The following is a 23,125-nucleotide window of genomic DNA, read 5'->3' on the forward strand; positions in this document are numbered from 1 at the left end:
ACCGGGGAGCTGTTCCGCGCCGTAGCTCTCAGGTACTACGGGTATGACCGGGACCGGCCCCTACGTGGGGAAGCGGGCGGGTCACCAGGCGAGTTGGGCGATCTCCTCCGCCACCACCGCGCAGGCGTCCGCCGCCGGGTCGATCAGCGGGAAGTGGCCCACGTCCGCCAGGAGCGTCAGCCCGGCCGTCTCCCCCGCCTTCGCCGTGGCCTCGGCGTACGATTCGGCGACCGCCGGCGGTACCACCAGGTCCGCCCGGCCCTGGACCAGGGTCGTGGCGATGCCCGTCGGGAGGAGCAGGACGGGGTCCGCGTAGGCCCGGCGCTCCTCGAACACCTCTTGCCCGCCGAGGAGTTGCCGGGACGCGTGCCCGCAGACGCCGAGCTTCTCGGCCACCTTCAGGTCCGCGATCGGCGCGAGCGCGACGACACCGCGCAGCGCCGCAGGCCCGTCGGTGCGCCAGGGGGCGTCCGCGGGGAGGACATGGCGGGCCGCCGCCCACAGGGCCAGGTGCCCGCCCGCCGAGTGGCCGGTCAGGACCGTACGGCCCGCGTCCGCCTGCGGGAACGCCTCACGGACCAGGGCGGGGAGGGCGTCCAGGGCGGCCGCGACGTCGTCGAGGGTGTCGGGCCAGCGGCCGGCCGGCGGCGTGTCCCCGGCCTCGGCGTGCGGCTCGCGCGTCCCGTTGTCCTGTCCGGGGATCAGGGGCCGGCCGCCGCGCCGGTACTCGACGTTGGCCACCGCGAAGCCCCTGCGGGCCAGGTGGTGCGCGAAGGGCGTGATGTGACGGCGGTCGTGGCGGGCGCGCCAGGCGCCGCCGTGCAGGACGACGACCAGGGGGGCCGGGGAGGCGGCGGACTGCGTGCCGGGGCGCGGGGCGTAGAAGTCGATCACCTGGTCGGGGTGGTCACCGTAGGCGGCGGTGGCGTCGGGGTCGACCGGGGGGTGCGAGAAGGCCGACTCCTCCTCGGCGGCGGCGCGGGCTGCGGCGGCGGCGTCGTCCGGCATGCTCCAACCTCTCAGCGAAGGAACGGCATCGGCGGACCGGGCGGGGGGTGGCCGGCCGTTGGCGGGGACGGTATCAGGCCGGTGACGTGCGGGGATACCTGGTTGTGACGCATGGTGAAGTGCACGCGGCGAGGGCGCGCGGTGGGGGCGCTCAGTGGGGAGCGCGGTGCGGTAGGGGCCGTGCGGTAGGGGCCGTGCGGTAGGGGCGGGCCGGCCGGTGACGAGGTCTCCCCGCCCCCGCCGGCCCGCCCGGTCCCCTAGGCCAGCACCTCCGCCAGGATCCGCGCGGCCCGCTCGGTGTCCCGGAAGCCCACGTACAGCGGCGTGAACCCGAACCGGAGCACGTCGGGGTGCCGGAAGTCACCGACGACCCCGCGCTCGACGAGGCGTTTCATGACCTCGCCGGCGTCCGGGCAGCGCAGGGCGATCTGGCTGCCCCGCTCCTCGTGGCGTCCGGGCGTCACGCACTCCGTCCGCCCCGGGCCGGTGTACTCGGCCACGCACCGCAGGAAGAAGTCCGTCAGGGCGAGGGACTTCGCGCGGACCGCCGTGAGGGGCACCCCGTCCCAGACCTCCAGGGCGGCCTCCAGGGCCAGCATGGAGAGGATGTCCGGCGTGCCGACCCGGCCACGCGGGGCGCCCGGCGCCGGGGCGTAGGCCGGGCTCATGCCGAAGGGGTCGGCGTGGGAGTTCCAGCCGGGCAGCGGGGAGTCGAAGCGGTCCTGGAGCGCGCTGCGCACATACAGGTACGCCGGTGAGCCGGGGCCGCCGTTCAGGTACTTGTAGGTGCAGCCGACGGCCAGGTCGACCCCGTGCTCGTCCAGGCCCACCGGCAGCGCGCCCGCGCTGTGGCACAGGTCCCAGACCGCGAGGGCGCCGGCCGCGTGGACCGCGGCGGTGAGCCCGGGCAGGTCGTGCAGGCGGCCGGTGCGGTAGTCGACGTGGTTCAGCAGGACCGCCGCCGTACGGCCGCCCAGGAGCCCCGGCACCTCTGCCGGGGTGACCGCGCGCAGGGTGCGGCCGGTCAGGCGGGCCGCCGACCCGGCGATGTAGCCGTCCGTGGGGAAGGTCGTGGCGTCGACCAGGATCTCGGTGCGGTCCTCGCCGGCCATGCGGACCGCCGCCACGAGCGCCTTGAAGACGTTCACGCTGGTGGAGTCGCCGACGACGATCTGGCCCGGGGCGGCGCCGACCAGCGGGGCGATCCGGTCGCCGATCCGCTCGGGCGCCGTCCACCAGCCGCTCTCCTCCCAGGAGCGGATGCGCAGTTCGCCCCACTGACGGCGGACGACGTCCTCGACCCGTCCCGGCACGTGCGCGGGCAGGGCGCCGAGCGAGTTCCCGTCCAGGTAGATCACGTCGTCGAGGACGAAGCGGTCGCGCAGCGGGGCCAGTTCGTCCGCCGCGTCCAGCTTCTCCGCGAGCAGGCGCAGCTCAGACATGGGACCTCGCCGTCCACAGCTCGGGGAAGACGTTCTTGCGGGCGCGCTTCTCCAGCCAGGCCACGCCGGCCGAGCCGCCGGTGCCGGCCTTGGCGCCCATCGCGCGCCGCGTGGCGACGAGGTGGTCGTTGCGCCAGCGCCACACCAGTTCGGCCACGTCCGTCAGCGCCTCGCCCAGCCGGGCGATCTCGTCGCTCTCGTCGTCCGCGTAGACGGCGGCCCAGGCGGCCTCCACGGCCTCCGACGGCTCGTACCGCCGCGTGACGTCGCGGTGCAGCACGGAGTCGGGGATCGCGTGGCCGCGGCGCGCGAGGAGCCGTACGACCTCGTCGTACAGGCTCGGCTCGTGCAGGGCCTTCTCCAGCTCCGCGTGGACGCGCGGGGCGCCACGGTGCGGGACGAGCATGGACGCCGACTTGTCGCCGAGCAGGAACTCCAGGCGCCGGTACATCGCCGACTGGAAGCCGGAGCCCTCGCCGAGCGCGCTGCGGTAGCTGTTGAACTGCGCGGGGGTCAGCTGTCCGAGCGGCTTCCAGGAGGCGTTCAGGGCCTCCAGTTCGCGTACCGAACGCTTCAGCGCGGCGATCGCGGTGGGCACGTCGTCCGAGCGGAGCGCCTTCGCGGCGGTCTCCCACTCGTGCACGAGGACCGTGAACCACAGCTCCATGACCTGGGTGGTCACCAGGAAGACCATCTCTCCGGGGTCGTCGGAGAGGGTGTGCTGGAGATGGGTGAGCACGTCCGCCTTGACGTAGTCCTCGTACGGCGTCGTACCCGCGAAGTCGAGATGCGGGGTCTCGGGCTCAGTGGCCTCGGAAGGGAGGTGAGCCTGGTGGGACATCGCTGTCTCCTGTGTTACTCCGGGTAGCGGTCCGCCCCTGCCGATGCCGGCACGGGGGCCCCGGTCCCCACACCGCATCCTCCGCATTCCCCCCGGAAACGGCAAGGCCCGCCCGCTGCCGGACGGGCCACACCGGCCACCGCGTCCCAGGTCGGCCCGGCCTCTTGACCGCCGTGGGCGCGGCGTCCGTCCTGGGGAAGGTGTCGCGTCACGGGGTGCCGGCGGAGGCGTGCCGTATCAGGCGCGGACCACTCGCCCGCGGTACAGCCGACCGGGCACGCCGGTGAACCTGAGGTCCAGGCCGACCCCGTCACGTTCGGCGTGGATGTGCAGGTGAGGCTCGGTGGTGTTGCCGGTGTTGCCGACCTCACCGATGAGCTGGCCCCGGCGAACGGTCTCCCCCTTGGCCACCGTCACCGAACCGGGGCGCAGATGAGCCAGTTTGACGATCTCCCGGCCGGTGTCGAGGAACACGTGATTGCCGTAGGGCGGCTGGTAGCGGATCTCGCCCGGCTTCTGGTCCTGGACCAGGTCGGCGGCGGACACCACCCGGCCGTCGCAGGGTGAGCGGACGGGACGCCCGTAGGCGACGTATGCGGTCAGCTCACGGCCGGGACGGCCGCGGGTGCCGTGCGGGCCGAGTGCGACCAGGTCGAGGGCGCCGCGCTGCTCGGGTATCCGGGCATGGTGGTTGAGCACGCGGCCGCCGCCCTGCACCACGTACCAGGTGCCTTCCAGCGGGAACAGCAGAGGCTGGGACAGCGGTGCCCGCCAGCGGTGCAGGCGGGCCGCGGCGACCAGCCACACACTTCCCGCGAGAAGCGCGATGCCCCCGGCGGCACGGAGGGCGCCGTGGCCTGCCGGCAGACCGGGCAGCCGCCATGCGGAGGCGAGGGCCGCGACGGCGCCCGCCTCGACCGTACGGCGCAGCCGACGGGGCTGCTGCGCCGGTGCACCGACCCCCTCGACGACCACATAGAAGGCGGCGAGGGCCGCCATGTCACCGAGCCACGCGATGCGGTCGGTGGCCGTCCAGACGCTCACCCCGTTCCACAGGGCGACCAGGGTGAGACAGACCACCAAGGTCAGGGGTGCGGGCAGGCGCCGACGCCCCCGGGGCGGGGTGTAGCGGGCGCCCTCGACGCGCAGGGCCGTGAGCTCGCCGTCCGGAGCGACCTGGGCCCATGCCCGCACCTGGCCCTCGCCGCCGAACACGATCAGCCCTTCGGGGCTGTCCAGCACAGTGACGGCTTCCCCGACGCGGGCGGTCGTGGCGCGGACGATCCGCTCCAGGGTGTCCACGCCGGCCTCTTCCACCACGCGCGGGGCGAGGCGGGGCCACTCGTCCGGCTCCGCGGTGAGGAATCGCGTCAGAGCCGAAGCCTCCGGTGACCGCGGCGGAAGGTGCGGCGCAGACATGATCGTGGACTCCGTTCCCGAAAGGTGTACCTGTCATTCGGGACGCGGATCCGCCGGTCGAGGATGCGCGCCGGCGCCTTGCCTCTCGGATCGGCCGGCCCAGGCGCCTGCCCGGGGCGGCACGGCAGCCAGGGCAGCCGGCGGTCACCGCGATCGGTCGCGCACCCGCCGCGCCCACGTCCGCCGGGGCCCGGGCCGAGACCCCTCACGGGCATCCTGAAGACCTGGCCGCAGGTGGGAGACTGCATTCATGACGACTCACAAGAACCTGCTCGGCGGCCCCGAACCGACGTTCCTGCCGGAGAACGAAGAGGCGTACCGCCTGCTGAGCGACGACTCTCTGCCGCCGGCCGAGGTCGCGGCGAAGCACCCTACCTTCGCGCTCGCCTGGGCCGTGCTCGCCGACGACGCCTTCGAGGCGGGGCGAGTGATCGAGTCGTACGCCTACGCGCGCACCGGATACCACCGCGGTCTGGACGCCCTGCGCCGGGCCGGCTGGAAAGGCCATGGCCCCATCCCCTGGGACCACCGGGCCAACCGCGGGTTCCTGCGCTGCCTCGCCGCGCTCGCCCGTGCCGCCGGCGAGATCGGCGAGAAGGACGAGACGGAGCGCTGCTGGCAGTTCCTCCAGGACAGCAGCGCCGAGGCGTACGCCGAGCTGAAGCGGTAGTCGCCACGGTCTGAAGCGGTGGTCACCCACAGCGTGAAGCGGTGGTCACGACGGGCTGAAGCGATGGTCACGACGGGCTGAAGCGATGGTCGCGACGGCAGGACGCCGGTCGCCCGGCCCGGACGCGGGCGATCGGCCCTCCCGTCCGTGCCGGGCCAGGACAGGTGGAAGGCCCGGCGCCGGGACGGCTGCCGGGCCCACCGGGGGGTCTACCCGCTTACTTGATCTTGTTGCCCGCGGAGCGGAGGTGCTGCGTGGCCGCCAGGACGCGCGCGGCCATGCTCGCCTCGGCCAGCTTGCCCCAGGTGCGCGGGTCGTAGGCCTTCTTGTCGCCGACCTCGCCGTCGACCTTCAGGACGCCGTCGTAGTTGCGGAACATGTGGTCGGCGACCGGACGGGTGAAGGCGTACTGGGTGTCCGTGTCGAGGTTCATCTTCACGACGCCGTTCTCCAGCGCGGTCTGGATCTCCTGCTCGGTGGAGCCGGAGCCGCCGTGGAAGACGAAGTCGAACGGGGACGCCTTGCCGAACCGGGCGGCGACGCCCTCGTTCAGCTCCTTGAGCAGCTCCGGGCGGAGGACGACGTTGCCCGGCTTGTACACGCCGTGCACGTTGCCGAAGGAGGCGGCCAGCAGGTAGCGGCCCTTCTCACCCAGGCCGAGGGCCTCGGCGGTGCGGATCGCGTCGTCGACCGTGGTGTAGAGGGAGTCGTTGATCTCGTGCGAGACACCGTCCTCCTCGCCGCCGGTCGGGGTGATCTCCACCTCGAGGATGATGTGCGCGGCGCGGGCCTGCTCCAGCAGCTCCTGCGCGATCTCCAGGTTGTCGGCGAGGGTCTCGGCCGAACCGTCCCACATGTGCGACTGGAACAGCGGGCCGAGGCCGGCGTCCACGCGCTTCTTCGACAGCGCGATGAGCGGGCGTACGTACCCGTCGAGCTTGTCCTTCGGGCAGTGGTCCGTGTGCAGGGCGATGTTGACCGGGTACTTCTCGGCGAGGATGTGCGCGTACTCGGCGAGCGCGACCGCGCCGGTCACCATGTCCTTGCTGTACTGGCCGCCGAGGAACTCCGCACCACCGGTCGAGATCTGGACGATGCCGTCGCTCTCCGCCTCCGCGAAACCGCGCAGCGCCGCGTTCAGGGTCTGGCTCGAGGTGACGTTGATGGCCGGGTAGGCGAACTTGCCTGCCTTCGCCCGGTCGAGCATCTCGTTGTAGACCTCGGGGGTTGCGATGGGCATCTGTCCGCTCCTTGTGTTGCGGGTGGATTCTGCGTTACGGCCCTGACCTAGACCTGGGGTGCGACGTCATCGTCGGCCCCATCTTTCCAGACACGCCGTGCCGGCCGGTGCGATGGTGGGCACCCCGGCCAAGTCCAGGTCATACCGGTCCGTCAGTCCAGACCCAGTTCATCCTTCGAGAAGGCGAAACGGTACGGAACGCCCGCGCCGGCCTGGATCTTCTCGGCGGCGCCGGTCGCCCGGTCCACGATGGTCGCGACGGCGACGACCTCGGCACCGGCCTCGCGCACCGCCTCCACGGCGGTCAGCGGGGAGCCGCCGGTGGTGGAGGTGTCCTCGACGACGAGTACGCGGCGGCCCGCGATGTCCGGGCCCTCCACGCGCCGCTGCAAGCCGTGCGCCTTGGCCGCCTTGCGGACGACGAACGCGTCCAGCCCGCGCCCGCGCGCGGCGGCGGCGTGCAGCATGGCGGCGGCGACCGGGTCGGCGCCCATGGTGAGCCCGCCGACCGCGTCGAACTCCAGGTCCTCGGTCAGGTCCAGCAGCACCTGGCCGACCAGCGGGGCGGCCTCGCCGTCGAGGGTGACGCGGCGGAGGTCGACGTAGTAGTCGGCCTCCAGACCGGAGGAGAGAGTCACCTTGCCGTGCACCACGGCCTTGTCCTTGATCTGCTGAAGCAGCGCGCCACGTACGTCCGTCATGGCAGCCAGCTTAAAGGCGCCGCCAGCTCCAGGTGGTCGTCGCCTCCAGCGGCTCCAGGGGGGTGACCAGGCGCGGGTGGGTGTTCAGGCCGTTGGGCGGGCCGGTCTGCGGCTCCACGCAGACGGCCTCGGCCTGCTCGTCGTAGACCACCACCCACTCCTGCCGGCTGGTCACCGTCAGCTCCAGCTGCCCGGGCCAGGTGAGGATGACGTCGACGCCGTCCGGCATGCCGAAGCAGTCGTCCCAGGGGCCGGGCTTCGGATCGACGCGGTGGCCGGTGGGCAGGTGGTCGGCGCCGCGCTCCTCCTGCCAGGCGGGCGTGAAGTCCAGCCGCACGTCCTCGCCGCCGAGGTTCCGGTGGAACCACGGGTGCCAGCCGATCTGCGCCGGGAAGGAGTCGTCGTACGTCTCCACGGACATCGTCAGCGTCAGGGCGTCCTCGGCGAGCGCGACGACCTGGGTGACACGGCCGGTGTGCGGCCAGGGGTCGGTCAGCTCGTACGTGATCACCGCCTCGTTCTTCGTGACCCGCGCGGTGCGCCAGGCGCCGTCACGCGCGGTGCCGTGGATGGCGTGCGGCGGGGCGTTGAGCGGCATCCGGCGGACGGTGGCGCCGTCCAGGAACCGGCCCTCCCGGATCCGGCCGCACCAGGGGACCATCGGGAAGCAGCCGTAGCGGTCACCCTGCCGCAGCAGCTCCGCACCGCCGATCCGGAGTCCGCCGATCCGGCCACCGTTGCCGGGCCTTACGGTCACTTCCGCGTCACCCGCGCTCAGCGTGATGTCTTCGTCGCTCACGGAACCGACCCTACTGGGGCGATCAAGAGGGCGTGACGCAAGCGGCCCGGCGGGGCCGGGCGGGACGCGGCTCGGCGACGCTCGCACGGGGCGATTATCGGCGGCGCTCGCGCGGGGCGGCTGTCGGCGATGCTCGCGCGGGGCGGCGGCTCGGCAGCGCGCGGAAGGCGCGGGGAGCGGGCTCGCGCAGGGCGCGGGGAGCGGGCTCGCGCAGGACGCGGCTCGGCAGCGCGCGAAAGGCGCGGGTCAGTGGCACTTGCGCAGGGCGCCCATCGGCAACGCTCACGCACGCGCGGGCGAGCAGGGTTCGCGCGGGGCGCGGGCTCGCGCGGGGCGCAGCTCGGCAGCGCACGCAGGACGCGGGTGAACGACGCTTGCGCACGGCGCGGGTCAGCCGCGCTCGCGCAGGGCGCCCGTCGGCAAAGCCCACGCCTCAGCGCACGCCGCGGGTGAGCGGCGTTTACGCAGGGCGCGGGCGAGCAGCGTCCGGGCAGGGCGCAGCTCGGCAGCGCACGCAGGGCGCGGTGAGCGACGTTCGCAGGGCGCGGCACGCCGCGCGCGCAAGGCGCGGGTGAACGGCGCGGGTCAGTGGCGCTTGCGCAGGGCGCCCGTCGGCAACGCTCACGCACGCGCGGGCGAGCAGCGTTCGCGCAGGGCGCGGGCTCGCGCGGGGCGCAGCTCGGCAGCGCACGCAGGGCGCGGGTGAACGACGCTCGCGCACGCCGCGGGTGAGCGGCGTTAGCGCAGGGCGCGGGCGAGCAGCGTTCGGGCAGGGCGCGGCTCGGCAGCGCACGCAGGGCGCGGTGAGCGACATTCGCAGGGCGCGGCACGCCGCGCGCGCAAGGCGCGGGTGAACGGCGCGGGTGAACGGCGCGGGTCAGTGGCGCTTGCGCAGGGCGCCCGTCGGCAACGCTCCCGCACGCGCGGGCGAGCAGGGCTCGCGCGGGGCGCAGGCTCGCGCGGGGCGCGGCTCGGCAGCGCACGCAGGGCGCGGTGAGCGACGTTCGCAGGGCGCCCGTCGGCAACGCTCCCGCACACGCGGGCGAGCAGGGTTCGCGCGGGGCGCAGGCTCGCGCAGGGCGCAGCTCGGCAGCGCACGCAGGGCGCGGGTGAACGACGCTCGCGCACGGCGCGGGGCAGCGGCGCTCGCGCAGGGCGCCCGTCGGCGACGCTCCCGCCCCAGCGAGCGGCGCTAGCGCACCGCGCGGCTCAGTGGCGTTTGCGCAGGGCGCGGGTCAGCACGACCGCTGAGGCGAGGGCCAGCGCCGCGGCGGGGGCCGCCCAGCGCAGGGCGGGGTTGCCGGCGATCGTCTGGGGGGCCGGTACGGGGGCGTAGCGGCCGCGTGGCGGGGCGTGGTCGACCTCCTCGGCGCTGCGGCCGATCATCGTCCGGCGGGCGTGCGCTGCCTCGGCCGGCGGCTCAGCGGTGTCGGTGAAGGCGTCGGTGAGGCGGTCGGGACACACGTCGTCACCCCCGGGCTCCTCGTCGGCGCCGGGCTCCGGCGACGACACGGACACCTCGACCTCGGACACCGCGCCGGGCTCCGGCTCCTGGCCCCCGTCCGTCGCCAGCGCGGCCACGAAGCGGTCCAGCAGCCGTGCCGCCGCCGAGGCCACCGCCTGGGCCGGCAGTTCCGTGATGCGGCCGTCCGCGTCCGCCGTGCCCCGCACGGTGACCGTGCAGCCGCCGTCGCCGTCCGCGAGACGCAGCGTCAGGGCGAGCCTGACCGACCCGTCGCCGCGGGCCTCGCCCGCGTCACCGTCGACCGCGTACGTGCCGTCCGCCCGGGCCGCCAACCGCAGCGCGCCCCGGTAGGTGACGGAGTGTCCGCCGACGCGCAGCCTCAGCCGGCCGGCGATCGGTTCGGCACCGGCGTCCTGCTGCAGTCCGGGAACCGCCCGGGCGACGCGCGCGGGGTCGGCCAGCGCCGCCCTGAGCCGTTCGGCGGAAACCGGGACGAAGACCTGGTGCTCCATGTCCGGTGAGCCTACCCAGTCCCCACGGATACGCACCCGGCTCCGCCGCAGGCATCACCCCCGTTCCCGGAACCCGTCCGCCCGCCCGGGTCTCAGTACCGTGGATGGAGCAGGGTCGACGCCCGCAGGCCCCCGATGCGGGTACGTTCCGCCGCCTCGGCGTCGGAGGCGAGCGCCGCCCGGGCCGGGGCGGCCGGGTGGCCGGGGGCCGGGCGCAGGGGTGGCGGGGTGCGGCCCGGCGCCGCCAGGAGGAAACCCCAGTCGCGCGGGGCAGCGGCGGCGCCGGCCGGGCGGTCGGATCCGGACCCGGAACCGGAGCCGTCGCCGGGGACCCGGTAGGGCGAGACGGCGAAGCCGGCCGCGCGGAGTGTCGCGGCGACGGTCCAGAAGGCCCGGGGACGGCTGGTGACGGGCCCGGCGTGCACCGCCAGCCGGCCGTCCGGGGCCAGCACCCGGCGGGCCAGGCCGTAGAACTCCTGGGAGTACAGCTTGGTGCCGGCGGTGACACCGGGGTCGGGCAGGTCGGCGATCACGATGTCGTACGCCGGTCCGCGCGCCCCCCGCAGCCAGGTGAGCGCGTCGGCGGTGGTGACGTGGACGCGCGGGTCGGCGAGGGCGTGCCCGTTGGCGGCGGTCAGGCCGGGGTCGCGCCGGGCGAGGTCCACCAGGCCGGGGTCGAGTTCGACGATGTCGAGGCGGCGCACCCCGCGCCGGCGCAGCACCTCGCGGGCGGCCAGGCCGTCGCCGCCGCCCAGGATCAGGACGCGTGCGTGGGGGCCGGCGAGGGCGGGGCGGACCAGGGCCCGGTGGTAGCGGGGCGCGTCCCGGCCGCCGGCCCGGAGCCGGCCGTCGAGGTAGAGGCCGAGGGGCCTGCCGCCGGTGCCGCCGGTGAGGACGACGTCCTGGACGCCGGTCCGCACGGCCACCCGGACGTCCGTGCCGTACACGGCGCGGCGGGCGGCCCGCTCGAAGTCGCCTGCGAGAGCGGCGGCGGTGCCGAGGATCCCGAGGACGAGGAGGCCCGCGACGAGCAGGGTCCAGCGGGCGCGGCGGGTGAGGTCGCGGCGGAAGAGGCCGAGGACGAGGGCGCCGCCCGCGACCATGTTGACCGTGCCGGTGAGCAGCGCGCCGGTCAGCTGGCCCAGGTACGGCAGGAGCAGGAAGGGGAAGGCCAGGCCGCCGACGAGGGCGCCGACGTAGTCCGCCGCGAACAGGTCGGCCACCGTGGCGCCCGCGTCGTGGCGGCGGACGCGCTGGATCAGCTCCATCAGCAGGGGGATCTCGGCGCCGATGAGCAGGCCGATGGCGAGGGAGAAGGTGACCAGCAGGCAGCGCGGGCCGCCGGCCCACATGCCGCCCCAGCCGCCGGTCCAGGCGAACACGGCGTACAGCGTCATGGCGCTGCCCCCGCCGACCAGGGCGAGGGCCGACTCGATCACGCCGAACCCGGCGGCCGCGTGCCGGCGCAGGCGTTTGGCGCCCAGGGAGCCGATGCCCATGGCGAACACCATCACGGACAGCACGACGGAGGCCTGGGTGACCGAGTCGCCCATCAGGTACGAGGCGAACGCGACGAGTTCCAGCTCGTACACCAGCCCGCAGGCCGCGCAGACGAACACGCACACGAGGACCAGGAACCGCCCGGTGCCGGGCCGGACGGGCAGCCGCGCGGGGCCCGCCAGGGAGTGCGGGGTGCCCGGGGGCGCGGGGGCGTGCGTTTCGATCACGTTGCGACGGTATGTCACACGGCGGGCACACTTCGTCACCCGGACGCGTGAACCTGACGGTGGTTGTCGCGTCCCGGGTTTATGCCGCCCGGGACCGGCCCCGGCCCGGCTGCCCCGCCGTCGTCCGGGCGCCGACCCGGGTCCGGGTGGCCACCAGCTGCCCGTCCTGCGGGTAGGCGTGCCAGGTACGCCAGTGCACCTGGCCCTCCTGCCGCTGGGCGAGCATCGCGGTGAAGGCGTGCGGGCTGCCGGGGAAGACGCCGGCCAGGCCGTGCGGATGCTCGGAGACGAGGGCCAGCAGTTCCTGGGCGCGGCCCTCGAAGGAGCCGGGCGGGAGGACCTCGACGCGGGCGGCGAACTCGTACTCCCAGTCGCCGACGCGTTTGGCGACGCCCACCGGCAGCGGGGTGCTGGAGCCGGGGATGCAGGCCACGGTCTCCGAGCAGCTGCTCCGCTCCTCCTCGAGGAGGATCTGGTGGGACGCGCCGAGCAGCCGCAACTGGAGCTTCGCGCCGGTGAGTTCGAGGTCGAGGGTGGCGAGGGCGGGCAGCGGTTCGCGTCCCAGGGCCCAGGCGAGGTCGGCAGCCCGGGTATCGGAGTAGGAGGTGTTCAGGGTCGTGAGCATGGGTCGGCTCCGCTAACGCTCAAGGAGGAGGGAGATCGGCCTGTCAGTCCGGTCGGCCCGGCCGCCAGGGGGCCGGGGGGACGCCCGAGGGGCTGCGTCGGCGTTGTAGAGAGAACCACGAACTGCGGTGCTGCCACAGCGTTTTTACCCAACTCCGCCGGGTTTCCATCCCTCAGGGGGCTCCACAGCTCAATTGTTCAACCACCGCGTACGACAGGCGCGGGAGGGGAACGGGCGCACGCCCGCCGGATGTTCGTTTCCGGCGGGCGTCGGATGCGGCTCGCCCCGCTTCACGGGAGATCGGCCGCCCGCGTCAGTTGCCTCCCCCGCATCCGCCTCCGCCGCCGCACGACGAGCCCCCGCCGCACGACGAACCGCCGCCGCACGAGGAGTGGCCACCGCCGCAGGAGTGACCTCCGTGGTGCCCGCCGTGCCCCCCGTGCCCGCCGTCTCCCCCGGACGACCCGCCCAGCCCACCGGCCCACCAACTGCTGCCACCGTCGGACGACGTCGATGACGATGACGATGACGAGCGGGACGCCCGGCCGCGCCCGCCGCCCTTGCCGAGCGACAGCCCGGCCTGCCGGTTCCGGCGGTTGCGGCCCGCCACCCGCGCGCTGATCAGTACCGCCGCCACCACCAGGATGATGCCGATGACCATGGCGTCCCCCACCTTCTGTCCCCCGAAGCGACCCCCCGTGGGCGCCTCGCCGTCACCGCGTCCGACGCGGTGACCGGGAGATGCCCACCCCGGTCCCCGCCCAAAGCACAGTTGAGCAAGTCCAGAGCTTGGGCGGAGGATGGCCGGTATGACCTCCAGCGCACGTCCTCACCTCAACAGCCGGCTCGCCGCGTTCGGGACGACGATCTTCGCCGAGATGTCGGCGCTCGCCGTGGCGACCGGGGCGATCAACCTGGGCCAGGGTTTCCCGGACACGGACGGCCCCGAGGAGATCCGGGAGGCCGCCGTGCGGGCGCTGCGCGACGGGCGCGGCAACCAGTACCCGCCGGGTCCCGGCGTCCCCGAACTGCGTTCCGCGATCGCCGCGCACCAGCAGCACCGGTACGGCCTGTCCTGGGACCCCGGCACCGAGGTGCTGGTCACGGCGGGCGCGACGGAGGCGATCGCGGCGGCGCTGCTGGCGCTGGTGGAGCCCGGGGACGAGGTCGTGGCCCTGGAGCCGTACTACGACTCGTACGCGGCGAGCATCGCGATGGCCGGCGGCACGCGGGTGCCGGTGACGCTGAGGCCGCACGGGGAACGCTTCCGGCTGGACCTGGACGAGCTGCGCGCGGCCGTCACCGCCCGCACCCGGCTGCTGCTGCTCAACACCCCGCACAATCCGACCGGCACGGTCCTCAGCCGCGCGGAACTCGCCGCGATCGCCGAGCTCGCGGTGGAGCGGGATCTGCTCGTGGTGACCGACGAGGTGTACGAGCACCTGGTCTTCGACGGCGCCGAGCACCTGCCGCTCGCCGGGTTCCCGGGGATGCGCGAGCGCACGGTGAGCATCGGCTCGGCCGGCAAGACGTTCTCGTTCACCGGCTGGAAGGTCGGCTGGGTGACGGGGTCGCCGGAGCTGGTCGGCGCGGTCCGGGCGGTGAAGCAGTACCTGACGTACGTCGCCTCCGGGCCCTTCCAGTACGCGGTCGCACAGGCCCTGCGCCTGCCGGACAGCTACTTCGAGGAGTTCCGCGCCGACATGCGGGGCAAGAGGGAGCTGCTCGCGGACGGGCTGGAGCAGGCGGGCTTCACGGTGTTCCGGCCCGCGGGCACGTACTTCATCACCACCGACATCCGCCCCCTCGGCGAGAGCGACGGCTTCGCCTTCTGCCGCGCCCTCGCCGAGCGGGCGGGTGTCGTCGCCATCCCGAACGCGGTCTTCTACGACCACAAAGAGACGGGGGCACCCTACGTCCGGTTCGCGTTCTGCAAGCGCATCGAGGTACTGGCGGACGCGACGGAACGGCTCCGCAAGGCATTCGCGCGCTGACGGCCGCCCCACGGCGCCGGCCGGTCGCGCCATCGCCGCGACGCTTGCCGCACCACAGAAGACTACGTACACCTTCCTGTACGTGGAGGAGGTCGATCATGAAGACCATGACGTATTCCGAGTCGCGCGCGGTACGCCGAGGTGCTCAACTCCGTCACCGACGACCGCGAACAGGTCGTCATCACCCGGGCCGGGCGTGAGCGCGGTCCGGGGGCCGCCGCCCCCGGACCTCACGGACCGGGTTACTCCCCGTCGTCCTCGGGCTTCTCCGCCTCGTCGACCTCCTGCTCCAGGCCGAGCTGCTCGACCAGCCACTTGTCGAACTCGATCGCGGCCCGCACCCAGCTGACCGTGGAGGAGACGAAGTGGTTGATGTCGACGCCCGTGCCGATCAGCATCTGGGCCTCGCCGATCAGGCGGACGGTGCCGTCGTCGTGGGTGTGGGTGTACACCTTCGGCCACAGGGTGCGGCGGTTCCAGTCGTCGATGGACTCCAGCAGCTGCGGCTTCTCGTCGATCGGGTGGGGGCGGTCGTAGAACGTCCGCACCGAGAAGATCGCCTGTTCGGCCTCTCCGCGGAACATGAAGTAGGTGCGGAACTGCTCCCACGGCGCCGCGAGGTCACCCTCCTCGTCGACGACGTACTTCAGCTCCATCTGCTCGAGGAGCTGCTTCACCAGGTCCTGATCCGGGAGGACGGGGCCCGCCGGTCCTTGAGGCTGCGGTTCGGGCTGGCCCCCGAAATTAGGAATCGAGGACGGGTCGATGCTCACCGTGTTTTTCCCTTCATGCGGATGCCGCCATCCTCCCCCATGCGGGGAGGGGGGTGGCAAGCCCTGACGGGGCCTGTCAGCCCGTGGCGGACATGATCCGGCAGGGCATGCCGTGGGCGGTGACGCGGGGGTGCGCCCGTACGTCCGTACGAGTGAACCCCGGGCGCCCGCCGAAACGCGGAGGCCCCCTCCCCGGCGGGCCGGGGAGGGGACCGTGAGCGTGCCCTACAGGGTCTTGCCGGTGGCGGGGCCGACCAGCAGACCGTCCTCGAAGCGGTCCACGCGGACCGTGTCGCCGTCCTTGACCTCGCCGGACAGGATCTCCTTGGCGAGCCGGTCGCCGATGGCGGTCTGCACCAGGCGGCGCAGCGGGCGGGCGCCGTACGCCGGGTCCAGGCCCTCCTCCGCCAGCCAGGCCAGCGCCGCCGGGGTGATCTCCAGTGTGAGCCGGCGTTCGGCGAGCCGCTTGGCCAGCCGCTCGATCTGCAACCGGGCGATCCGCTCCAGCTCGGGCTTGGTCAGCGCAGAGAAGACCACCAGGTCGTCGAGCCGGTTGAGGAACTCCGGCTTGAAGGAGCTGCGGACGACCTCCAGCACCTGTTCCTTCTTCTCCGTCTCGCTGCGCAGCGGGTCGACCAGGAACTGGCTGCCCAGGTTGGAGGTGAGCACCAGGATGGTGTTGCGGAAGTCGACCGTGCGGCCCTGACCGTCCGTCAGGCGCCCGTCGTCCAGCACCTGGAGCAGGATGTCGAAGACCTCGGGGTGGGCCTTCTCCACCTCGTCCAGCAGGACGACGCTGTACGGGCGCCGCCGGACCGCCTCGGTGAGCTGGCCGCCCTCCTCGTAGCCGACGTATCCGGGGGGCGCGCCGACGAGCCGGGCCACGCTGTGCTTCTCGCCGTACTCCGACATGTCGATGCGGACCATGGCCCGCTCGTCGTCGAAGAGGAAGTCCGCGAGCGCCTTGGCGAGTTCGGTCTTGCCGACACCGGTCGGGCCGAGGAAGAGGAAGGACCCGGTGGGCCGGTCGGGGTCGGCGATCCCGGCCCGGGAGCGCCGTACGGCGTCGCTGACGGCCCGTACGGCCTCGCTCTGGCCGATGAGCCGCCTGCCCAGCTCCTCCTCCATGCGCAGCAGCTTCTGCGTCTCGCCCTCCAGCAGACGGCCGGCGGGGATGCCGGTCCAGGCGGCGACGACGTCGGCGATGTCGTCGGAGCCGACCTCCTCCTTGACCATGGTGTCCCTGGCGACCTCCTCCTCGGCCTGGGAGGCGGCCTCCAGCTCCTTCTCCAGCTGCGGGATCTCGCCGTAGAGCAGCTTGGCGGCGGTGTCGAAGTCGCCGTCGCGCTGGGCGCGTTCGGCCTGCCCGCGCACGTCGTCGAGGCGTTCCTTCAGCTCACCGACCCGGTTGAGGGACTGCTTCTCCTTCTCCCAGCGGGCGGTGAGGCCGCGCAGCTCCTCCTCCTTGTCGGCGAGGTCGCGGCGCAGCTTCTCCAGGCGGGCGAGGGAGGCCGGGTCGGTCTCCTTGGCGATGGCCAGCTCCTCCATCTTCAGCCGGTCGACGGCGCGCTGGAGTTCGTCGATCTCGACGGGCGAGGAGTCGATCTCCATGCGCAGCCGGGAGGCGGCCTCGTCCACCAGGTCGATGGCCTTGTCCGGCAGGAACCGGGAGGTGATGTACCGGTCGGAGAGGGTGGCGGCGGCCACCAGCGCGCTGTCCGCGATCTGCACCTTGTGGTGGGCCTCGTACCGGCCCTTGAGGCCGCGCAGGATCGCGATGGTGTCCTCGACGCTCGGCTCGGCGACCAGCACCTGCTGGAAGCGGCGCTCCAGTGCGGGGTCCTTCTCGATCCGCTCGCGGTACTCGTCCAGGGTGGTGGCGCCCACCATCCGCAGCTCGCCGCGGGCCAGCATGGGCTTGAGCATGTTGCCCGCGTCCATGGCCGAGTCCCCGCCGGCGCCGGCGCCGACGACGGTGTGCAGCTCGTCGATGAAGGTGATGACCTGCCCGTCGGAGTCCTTGATCTCGGCGAGGACGGCCTTGAGCCGCTCCTCGAACTCGCCGCGGTACTTGGCGCCGGCGACCATCGCGCCGAGGTCCAGCGCGACCAGCCGCTTGTCCTTCAGCGACTCGGGCACGTCGCCCTTCACGATCCGCTGGGCGAGCCCCTCGACCACGGCGGTCTTGCCGACGCCGGGCTCGCCGATGAGCACGGGGTTGTTCTTGGTCCTGCGGCTGAGCACCTGCACGACCCGCCGGATCTCCTGGTCCCGTCCGATGACCGGGTCCAGCCGGCCCTCCCGGGCGGCGGCGGTGAAGTCGGTGCCGAACTTCTCCAGGGCCTTGTACTGGCCCTCCGGGTCGGCGGTGGTCACGCGGCGTCCTCCCCTGGCCTTCTGGAAGGCCTCTTGCAGTTTCCTGGCGTCGGCGCCCTGCTGCCTGAGCACGTCCCCGGCCGCGCCGCCCTGCGCGGCGATGCCCATGAGCAGGTGCTCGGTGGACAGGTACTCGTCGCCGAGCGCCCGGGCGCGTTCGCCGGCGTCGGCGATCGCGGCCAGCAGCTCACGGTTGGGCTGCGGCGGGGCGACGGTGGACCCGGTCACGCTGGGCAGGCCGGCGAGGATGCGTTCCGTGCCGGAGCGTACGGCGGCCTGGTCGGCCTCGACGGCCGCGAGCAGGTCGGTGATGTTCTCGTTCTCCTGCCCCTGGAGCAGAGCCAGCAGCAGGTGGGCAGGGGTGAGGTCCGGGTGTCCCTCGGTCACGGCGCGGTTGCTCGCCGCGTTGATCGCGTCCCGGCTCCTGTTGGTCAGCTCGGCGTCCACGTGTCCGTTCTCCTCCTCGGCGTCGTCGCGACGGCCGCCTCTCCCAGTGCGGCGGTCCTGCCTGAACCAACGTACACAAAGTTGAGTCTAGTCCACTCAAGGCGAGAGGTGTACCCGCGTCGGCTAGGTTTCCCGCATGGCCTCGTACTCCGTAGACCCGGCTTCCCCCGACGAGCCGTACCTCGCCTTCTGGCGGGAACGGCACCTGTGCACGCTGACGACCCTGCGGCCGGACGGCAGCCCGCACGTCGTACCGGTCGGGGTGACGTACGACCCCGGGGCGGGGCTGGCCCGGGTGATCACGAACGGGTCGAGCGCGAAGGTGGCGCACGTGCGCGCCGCCGGGGCCGACGGGGCGCGGGTGGCGGTGTGCCAGGTGGACGGCCGGCGCTGGGCCACGCTGGAGGGGCGCGCGCACGTGCGGACCGAGCCGGAGCGGGTCGGGGAGGCGGAGCGGCGGTACGCCGAGCGGTACGGGCGGACGCCGGCCCCGAACCCGTCCCGGGTGGTCATCGAGATCGAGGTCGAGCGGGCACTGGGGCACGGCTGAGGAACGGCTGGTTCCGGCCACCGTCGAGGCGCGTCCACACCCGGAGACACCCCGGAAATGACAGCGGCGTCACCGTGTTCAGGTCACGGTGACGCCGCTGCGGGGGGAAGTACCTGAGCGATCTGTTACGACGGGGGAATCGCGTCAGGCACTGCGGGGGGTGGCCGAGATGGTCCTCAGGTCGGTCTCCGGCGGTTCGCACAGCCGGTGGTCCCGCTGGTCCAGGTTCACAAAGATCATTCCGTATCGGATGGCGCATCGCACCGGCTGCGGCGCACCACGCGGCTTGCGCAGACACCGGTAGGCCCGCACGTCCCCGTCCTCGTCCCGCGTGACGACGACCGGCTCGCCGAACACGGGCACCATCAGCGAGTCACCGCTGTGGGGGATGGCGGTGACCAGGTCGATGAAGTGCCAGCCGGAGCGGTAGGCGGTGGCCATCTCGCGACGGAAGGAGCGGTCGTCTGGCGGGGTCGTCACGTCAGCTCCTCACAGCATCCTTGTGAATCACCGGCCAACTGGTATCACTGGCGACCACGGTAGTCGTGGCCACCGACGGCCAGCTGGTGTCCGCTCGAGCGTCGCTCTTCTCACCGGTGAGGCCGCCCAGCGCTCCCGCGGCCGCCACAACGGAGAAGGCGGCGACAAGTATCGAGCGAAGCAGTCTCTTACCCATAGTCGGCTTCGTCCTCACTTGAAGGTCCCCTCTTCCCCCGTCGGGTACGACGATGGCTCATTCGGGCACGTCGTGGCCACATAATCAATGCATCATGTTCCTGCATGTTCAGGACCCTGGGGGGTGGAGATTTGGCAACGAATCAGACTAAAGCTACACATCCCCATGCGGTGACGGAGATGTGCGAGCAAGGGGGCCGTCTCTACGCCGATGCGTTGCGTGCCGGACGCATCGCCCGCGCCGAGGCGGAATCCGCTCCGTGCCTGCTGGAGTTCGCCCTCCTGCACCCCGACCCCGACGATCCGGAATGGCTCCGCCCGGTTCCCGCACCCCTGGCGCTCGCCCAGCGGCTCAGCCCCCTGGAGCGCGAGATCACCGAGCGCCGGCGGCTGTCGATCCAACTGGCCGACGTCTTCGAGCCGTTCATGGCACTCAGCAGCCCCATGACCGCGACCACCGATTCAATCACGGTGCTGGAGGGCGGCGATCGCATCAACGCGGCGCTGAACCTGGCCACGGCCCAGTGCCAGGGCGAGGTGCTCACGGTGCAGCCGAGCAACCGCTACTCCGAGCGCAGCCTCCTGCGGGGACTGGAACGCGACCGGCCGCTGATCGAACGTGGTGTGAAGATCCGGACGCTGTATCAGCACACCGCGCGGTACAACCCGGAGAAGCTGGCCTACGTCGCCCAGCTCACCAACGGCAAGGCGGAGTACCGCACCATCGACGAACTGGTGGAGCGCCTCATCATCTGCGACGAGACCGTCGCCTTCATCCCCACCCGGGACGACCAGCAGGTCGCCCTGGAACTGCGCCACCCCGGCCTCGTCCGCTACCTGATCAAGGTCTTCGAGTTCATGTGGGACCGGGCGGTCCCGCTGAGCGCCGGCGCCCCCTACGAGACGGCCGCGGACGGCATCACCAACATCCAGCACTCCATCGCCAAGCTCCTCGTGGAAGGCCACGTGGACGAGGCCATCGCCCGCCGCCTCGGCATGAACGTGCGCACCTGCCGGGCCCACATCGCCAAACTGGCCCAGGCCCTCGGCAGCGGCAGCCGCGCCCAGCTCGGCTACCTCATCGCCCAGTCGGGCATCCTCGACCGGGACCAGTGAGGCCGTCGCCCCGGACCCGGCCGGGAGCGCCGCCCACACGCCTCAGCGCGCCCTCGGGGACTCCCGGTCGGATCCGGTGAGGGCGGTGGTCGGGGCGGGGCGCTGGAGGCCGTCCAGGCCCGCCTGGGCGATGCGCACGCCGAGCTGGGTACGGCTCGCCGCGCCCAGCGTCTCCGACAGCCGGGCGATATGGGCCCGGCAGGTGCGCACGCTGATGCCGAGCCGCTCGGCGATCACCGCGTCCTGGTGGCCCTCGGCGAGCAGCGCCGCGATGGACTGCTCGCGGTGCGAGATGCCCTCGATCCCCGTGTCGGGCAGCGGGGCGGTGAGCGGGATCGCCAGCCGCCACAGGCGCTCGAAGACGGTCACGAGATATTCGACCAGGGCCGGGTGGCGCAGCTCCAGGGCCATCGTGCGGTCGGTGTTGGCGGGGATGAAGGCCACCGTGCGGTCGAAGAGGATCAGCCGGTCGATGACCTCGTCCAGGGTGCGGGCCTCGACCGTGTCACCCATCAGCTCCAGGTAGTTGAGCAGGCCCTGGCCGTGCCGGGCCACGTGCGTGTAGAGGTCCCGCATACGCACGCCCCGGCCGCGCAGGGCCAGCGCCCGGTGCAGGCCCTCGGTCAGCTCGGCCTCGCGCCGGATGCCGCCCGGCTGCACGGTGAGCACCTCGGTGGTGCACGCCTCGGTGGCCTCGTCCATCGCGGCCTGGATGCGGGAGAGCCCGTCCAGTACGCGGATGGCGCTGCCCTCGGCGGACGCCGTCAGGGTCTGGGGCCGCCGGCCCAGGCCCGCGTACCACTCGACGGCGGCCACCGCCGAGCCCAACCGCCGCTGGCTCTCGCTGACCTCGTCGTAGACCCCGCGCAGCAGCCGGGTCATGACCTCCTGCGGGGAGGTCGGCACCAGCCAGTCCATGTCGTCGGGATCCGGGTGCAGCAGGGCCAGTTCCAGCAGGCAGGGCACCGGTCCGGCGTCCGTGCGGGGCACCCGTCCCCGGCGTACGGCCCGGGAATACACCCGATCCCCGGCCTCGCACAGCCGGTCGGCACCGTGAGGATGTTCCTCCGTCCCGTGCCCGGCCATCGCCCATTCCACCCCCGGTGTGCTGCCCGTCCGCAGCGCAACTATGCGCGGCGCCGACCGGGTCCGCAACACGGCTCCCCGGACCCCGGCCGCCGGATCGCGGCGCTGTGCCCGGGTTCCGCCCCTGCTCCGCGCCTGTCGCCGCGACGAGCCGAGGGTGCGGCAGGCGCTCCGGGGCCGTCACCCGGAGCGGTGACATGCCGGTGAGCCGCACGGCCGGGGGCCGTACGGCTCGGGGCAGTTGCCGCTACTTCAGACCGATCGCCGCGCAGTTCGCCTTGTACCTGGCGGTGCAGATGTCGCCGACGGTGTAGATGCCGTCCGCGATGACGGTGTCCTTGACCGTCTTCCTCGTCAGCGCGCTCACCTGGACCAGCTTGGACGGGATGCCCTTGGCGGTGGGGCTGTCGACGCGGTCCTGGGTGAGGGCGTCGAACTGGATGTCCTTGCCCTGGATCTTGGTGACGGCGATCTGGGCGGCGGCGGCCGCCTCGTCCGGGTAGGACTTGTAGACGCTCATGTACTGCTCGCCGCTCACCACCCGCTGGACTCCGTCCAGTTCGGCGTCCTGGCCGGTGATCGGGGGCAGTGCGGTGACGCCGGCCGCCTTCAGGGCCTTGATGACGCCGCCCGCCATGCCGTCGTTGGCGGCGTAGACACCGGCGATGTTGTTCTTGCCGATCCGCGCGATCGCCTGGGCCATGTTGGCCTCGGCGTTCTCCGGCTTCCAGTCGGCGGTGTCGAAGCTCTCCGCGATGTCCACCTTGCCGTTCAGCTCGGAGAGCGCGCCCTCCTTGAACTGCTTGGCGTTCGGGTCGGTGGGCGAGCCGTTCATCATGACGATCTTGTCGGAGGTGCTGACGCCCGATCCCAGCGCCTCCAGCAGGGTGCGGCCCTGCACCTCGCCGACGAGTTCGTTGTCGAAGGAGACGTACGCGTCGATCGGGCCCTCGGCGAGGCGGTCGTAGGCGATGACCGGGATGCCCGCGTCCTTGGCCTTCTTCACCCCGGGAGCGATGACGTGCGCGTCCACGGCGTCGAGCAGGATGACGTCGACCTTGTCGTCGATCATGTTCTGGAGCTGCTCGGCCTGGCGGGCGGCGCTGGCGTTCGCGTTGGCGTACTTCACCTTGCCCTGCTTCTTGGTGAGTTCGGCCACCTTGTCCTTGATGATGGGGTAGTCGAACTTCTCGTAGCGGGTGTTGGCCTTCTCGGGGAGCAGCAGACCCACGGTGACGTCGTTGCCCTTCGTCGGGCTCGCGCTCGCTCCGTCCCCCGTCGCGTTCAGCACGCCACAGCCGGCGAGCGAGAGGGTCATCGTGGACGCGGCCACGGATATGGCGATACGGCGCATTCGAGGGCTCACTTCAGGTGCGTTCCGGACGTGGGTGCTGCAATACGACCCAGGTGTCTGAAAAGACAACGCTCAGGCCCCACCCGGCGTCAAGAAGAATCACTTAACGAGTGCGCAACGCCACGCACAGCTGACCCTGTGGAGGTTCCGCGAAACCCCCTTCAAACGCTCTTTACGGACCCTTCATCCAAAGGGAGTTCACGCGTCGGCAAAGTTCCGTACAACCCGCCCGGTCCGCCACGCCCCGTGATCGCACACCTCCGGGCCACGCGTCGACTCGATCAGGAGAGCGAACAAACTCGGCC

General features: G+C 72.7%; 19 protein-coding genes. 4 read left to right on the forward strand and 15 right to left on the reverse strand.

Features of this window, described 5'->3' with window-relative positions:
• Window positions 1-81: 81 nt before the first annotated feature.
• From ABZ117_RS17260 to ABZ117_RS17275, 4 genes are all read right to left on the reverse strand, one after another.
• Window positions 82-1,008, reverse strand: a complete 927-nt coding sequence (locus ABZ117_RS17260; RefSeq protein WP_356821547.1) for an alpha/beta hydrolase — start codon at window positions 1,006-1,008, stop codon at window positions 82-84.
• Between the two features lie 257 nt (window positions 1,009-1,265).
• Window positions 1,266-2,450 carry a kynureninase gene (kynU, locus tag ABZ117_RS17265; RefSeq protein WP_356821549.1) on the reverse strand — a complete coding sequence of 395 codons (1,185 nt, stop codon included), beginning with the start codon at window positions 2,448-2,450 and terminating at the stop codon, window positions 1,266-1,268.
• Window positions 2,443-3,291: a tryptophan 2,3-dioxygenase family protein gene (locus ABZ117_RS17270; protein ID WP_356821551.1), complete on the reverse strand. Its 849-nt coding sequence runs from the start codon at window positions 3,289-3,291 to the stop codon at window positions 2,443-2,445. The genes kynU and ABZ117_RS17270 overlap by 8 nt, the downstream gene beginning before the upstream one ends.
• 237 nt (window positions 3,292-3,528) lie before the next feature.
• Window positions 3,529-4,710, reverse strand: a complete 1,182-nt coding sequence (locus ABZ117_RS17275; protein WP_356821553.1) for a M23 family metallopeptidase — start codon at window positions 4,708-4,710, stop codon at window positions 3,529-3,531.
• A 250-nt stretch (window positions 4,711-4,960) separates the two neighbouring features.
• Here ABZ117_RS17275 and ABZ117_RS17280 point away from each other — a divergent pair, with 250 nt between their 5' ends.
• Window positions 4,961-5,380: a DUF3151 domain-containing protein gene (locus ABZ117_RS17280; RefSeq protein ID WP_356821555.1), complete on the forward strand. Its 420-nt coding sequence runs from the start codon at window positions 4,961-4,963 to the stop codon at window positions 5,378-5,380.
• Window positions 5,381-5,597: 217 nt separating this feature from the next.
• Here ABZ117_RS17280 and fbaA read toward each other — a convergent pair whose 3' ends face one another.
• The 6 genes from fbaA to ABZ117_RS17310 form a co-directional block, all read right to left on the reverse strand.
• Window positions 5,598-6,620, reverse strand: a complete 1,023-nt coding sequence (gene fbaA / locus ABZ117_RS17285) for a class II fructose-bisphosphate aldolase (RefSeq protein ID WP_356821557.1) — start codon at window positions 6,618-6,620, stop codon at window positions 5,598-5,600.
• Window positions 6,621-6,772: 152 nt separating this feature from the next.
• Window positions 6,773-7,321, reverse strand: a complete 549-nt coding sequence (pyrE, locus tag ABZ117_RS17290; RefSeq protein ID WP_356821559.1) for an orotate phosphoribosyltransferase — start codon at window positions 7,319-7,321, stop codon at window positions 6,773-6,775.
• A gap of 10 nt (window positions 7,322-7,331) precedes the next feature.
• A complete protein-coding gene (locus tag ABZ117_RS17295; RefSeq protein ID WP_356821561.1) occupies window positions 7,332-8,120 on the reverse strand; it encodes an aldose 1-epimerase in 789 nt (262 codons plus the stop codon).
• A 1,209-nt stretch (window positions 8,121-9,329) separates the two neighbouring features.
• A complete protein-coding gene (locus ABZ117_RS17300) occupies window positions 9,330-10,097 on the reverse strand; it encodes an SRPBCC family protein (protein ID WP_356821563.1) in 768 nt (255 codons plus the stop codon).
• Window positions 10,098-10,189: 92 nt separating this feature from the next.
• Entirely contained in the window at window positions 10,190-11,824 is a 1,635-nt protein-coding gene (locus ABZ117_RS17305; RefSeq protein ID WP_356821565.1) for a polyamine aminopropyltransferase, read from the reverse strand.
• 79 nt (window positions 11,825-11,903) lie between these two features.
• A complete protein-coding gene (locus ABZ117_RS17310) occupies window positions 11,904-12,449 on the reverse strand; it encodes a DUF2617 family protein (RefSeq protein WP_356821567.1) in 546 nt (181 codons plus the stop codon).
• A gap of 800 nt (window positions 12,450-13,249) precedes the next feature.
• Between ABZ117_RS17310 and ABZ117_RS17315 the strand changes: the two genes are divergently transcribed.
• Window positions 13,250-14,443 (forward strand): pyridoxal phosphate-dependent aminotransferase, encoded by a 1,194-nt coding sequence (locus ABZ117_RS17315; RefSeq protein WP_356821568.1) that lies wholly within the window; start codon window positions 13,250-13,252, stop codon window positions 14,441-14,443.
• A gap of 242 nt (window positions 14,444-14,685) precedes the next feature.
• On the opposite strand, the gene ABZ117_RS17320 is transcribed toward ABZ117_RS17315, so the two are convergent.
• Both ABZ117_RS17320 and clpB read right to left on the reverse strand, forming a co-directional pair.
• A complete protein-coding gene (locus ABZ117_RS17320) occupies window positions 14,686-15,216 on the reverse strand; it encodes a YbjN domain-containing protein (protein ID WP_121787725.1) in 531 nt (176 codons plus the stop codon).
• Between the two features lie 225 nt (window positions 15,217-15,441).
• A complete protein-coding gene (gene clpB / locus ABZ117_RS17325; RefSeq protein WP_356821570.1) occupies window positions 15,442-18,039 on the reverse strand; it encodes an ATP-dependent chaperone ClpB in 2,598 nt (865 codons plus the stop codon).
• A gap of 136 nt (window positions 18,040-18,175) precedes the next feature.
• Between clpB and ABZ117_RS17330 the strand changes: the two genes are divergently transcribed.
• Window positions 18,176-18,589 carry a TIGR03618 family F420-dependent PPOX class oxidoreductase gene (locus tag ABZ117_RS17330; RefSeq protein ID WP_356821572.1) on the forward strand — a complete coding sequence of 138 codons (414 nt, stop codon included), beginning with the start codon at window positions 18,176-18,178 and terminating at the stop codon, window positions 18,587-18,589.
• Between the two features lie 144 nt (window positions 18,590-18,733).
• On the opposite strand, the gene ABZ117_RS17335 is transcribed toward ABZ117_RS17330, so the two are convergent.
• On the reverse strand, window positions 18,734-19,069 hold the full coding sequence (locus ABZ117_RS17335; RefSeq protein WP_121787728.1) for a hypothetical protein: 336 nt from the start codon (window positions 19,067-19,069) through the stop codon (window positions 18,734-18,736).
• 300 nt (window positions 19,070-19,369) lie between these two features.
• On the opposite strand from ABZ117_RS17335, the gene ABZ117_RS17340 reads away from it, so the two are divergent.
• A complete protein-coding gene (locus tag ABZ117_RS17340; RefSeq protein WP_356821574.1) occupies window positions 19,370-20,380 on the forward strand; it encodes a helix-turn-helix transcriptional regulator in 1,011 nt (336 codons plus the stop codon).
• Window positions 20,381-20,422: 42 nt separating this feature from the next.
• On the opposite strand, the gene ABZ117_RS17345 is transcribed toward ABZ117_RS17340, so the two are convergent.
• Window positions 20,423-21,466 carry a LuxR C-terminal-related transcriptional regulator gene (locus ABZ117_RS17345; protein ID WP_356821576.1) on the reverse strand — a complete coding sequence of 348 codons (1,044 nt, stop codon included), beginning with the start codon at window positions 21,464-21,466 and terminating at the stop codon, window positions 20,423-20,425.
• Between the two features lie 247 nt (window positions 21,467-21,713).
• Window positions 21,714-22,820, reverse strand: a complete 1,107-nt coding sequence (locus ABZ117_RS17350) for a substrate-binding domain-containing protein (RefSeq protein ID WP_356821577.1) — start codon at window positions 22,818-22,820, stop codon at window positions 21,714-21,716.
• Window positions 22,821-23,125: the final 305 nt, after the last annotated feature.

Source organism: Streptomyces sp. NPDC006309 (assembly GCF_040613095.1).
GTDB lineage: Bacteria > Actinomycetota > Actinomycetes > Streptomycetales > Streptomycetaceae > Streptomyces.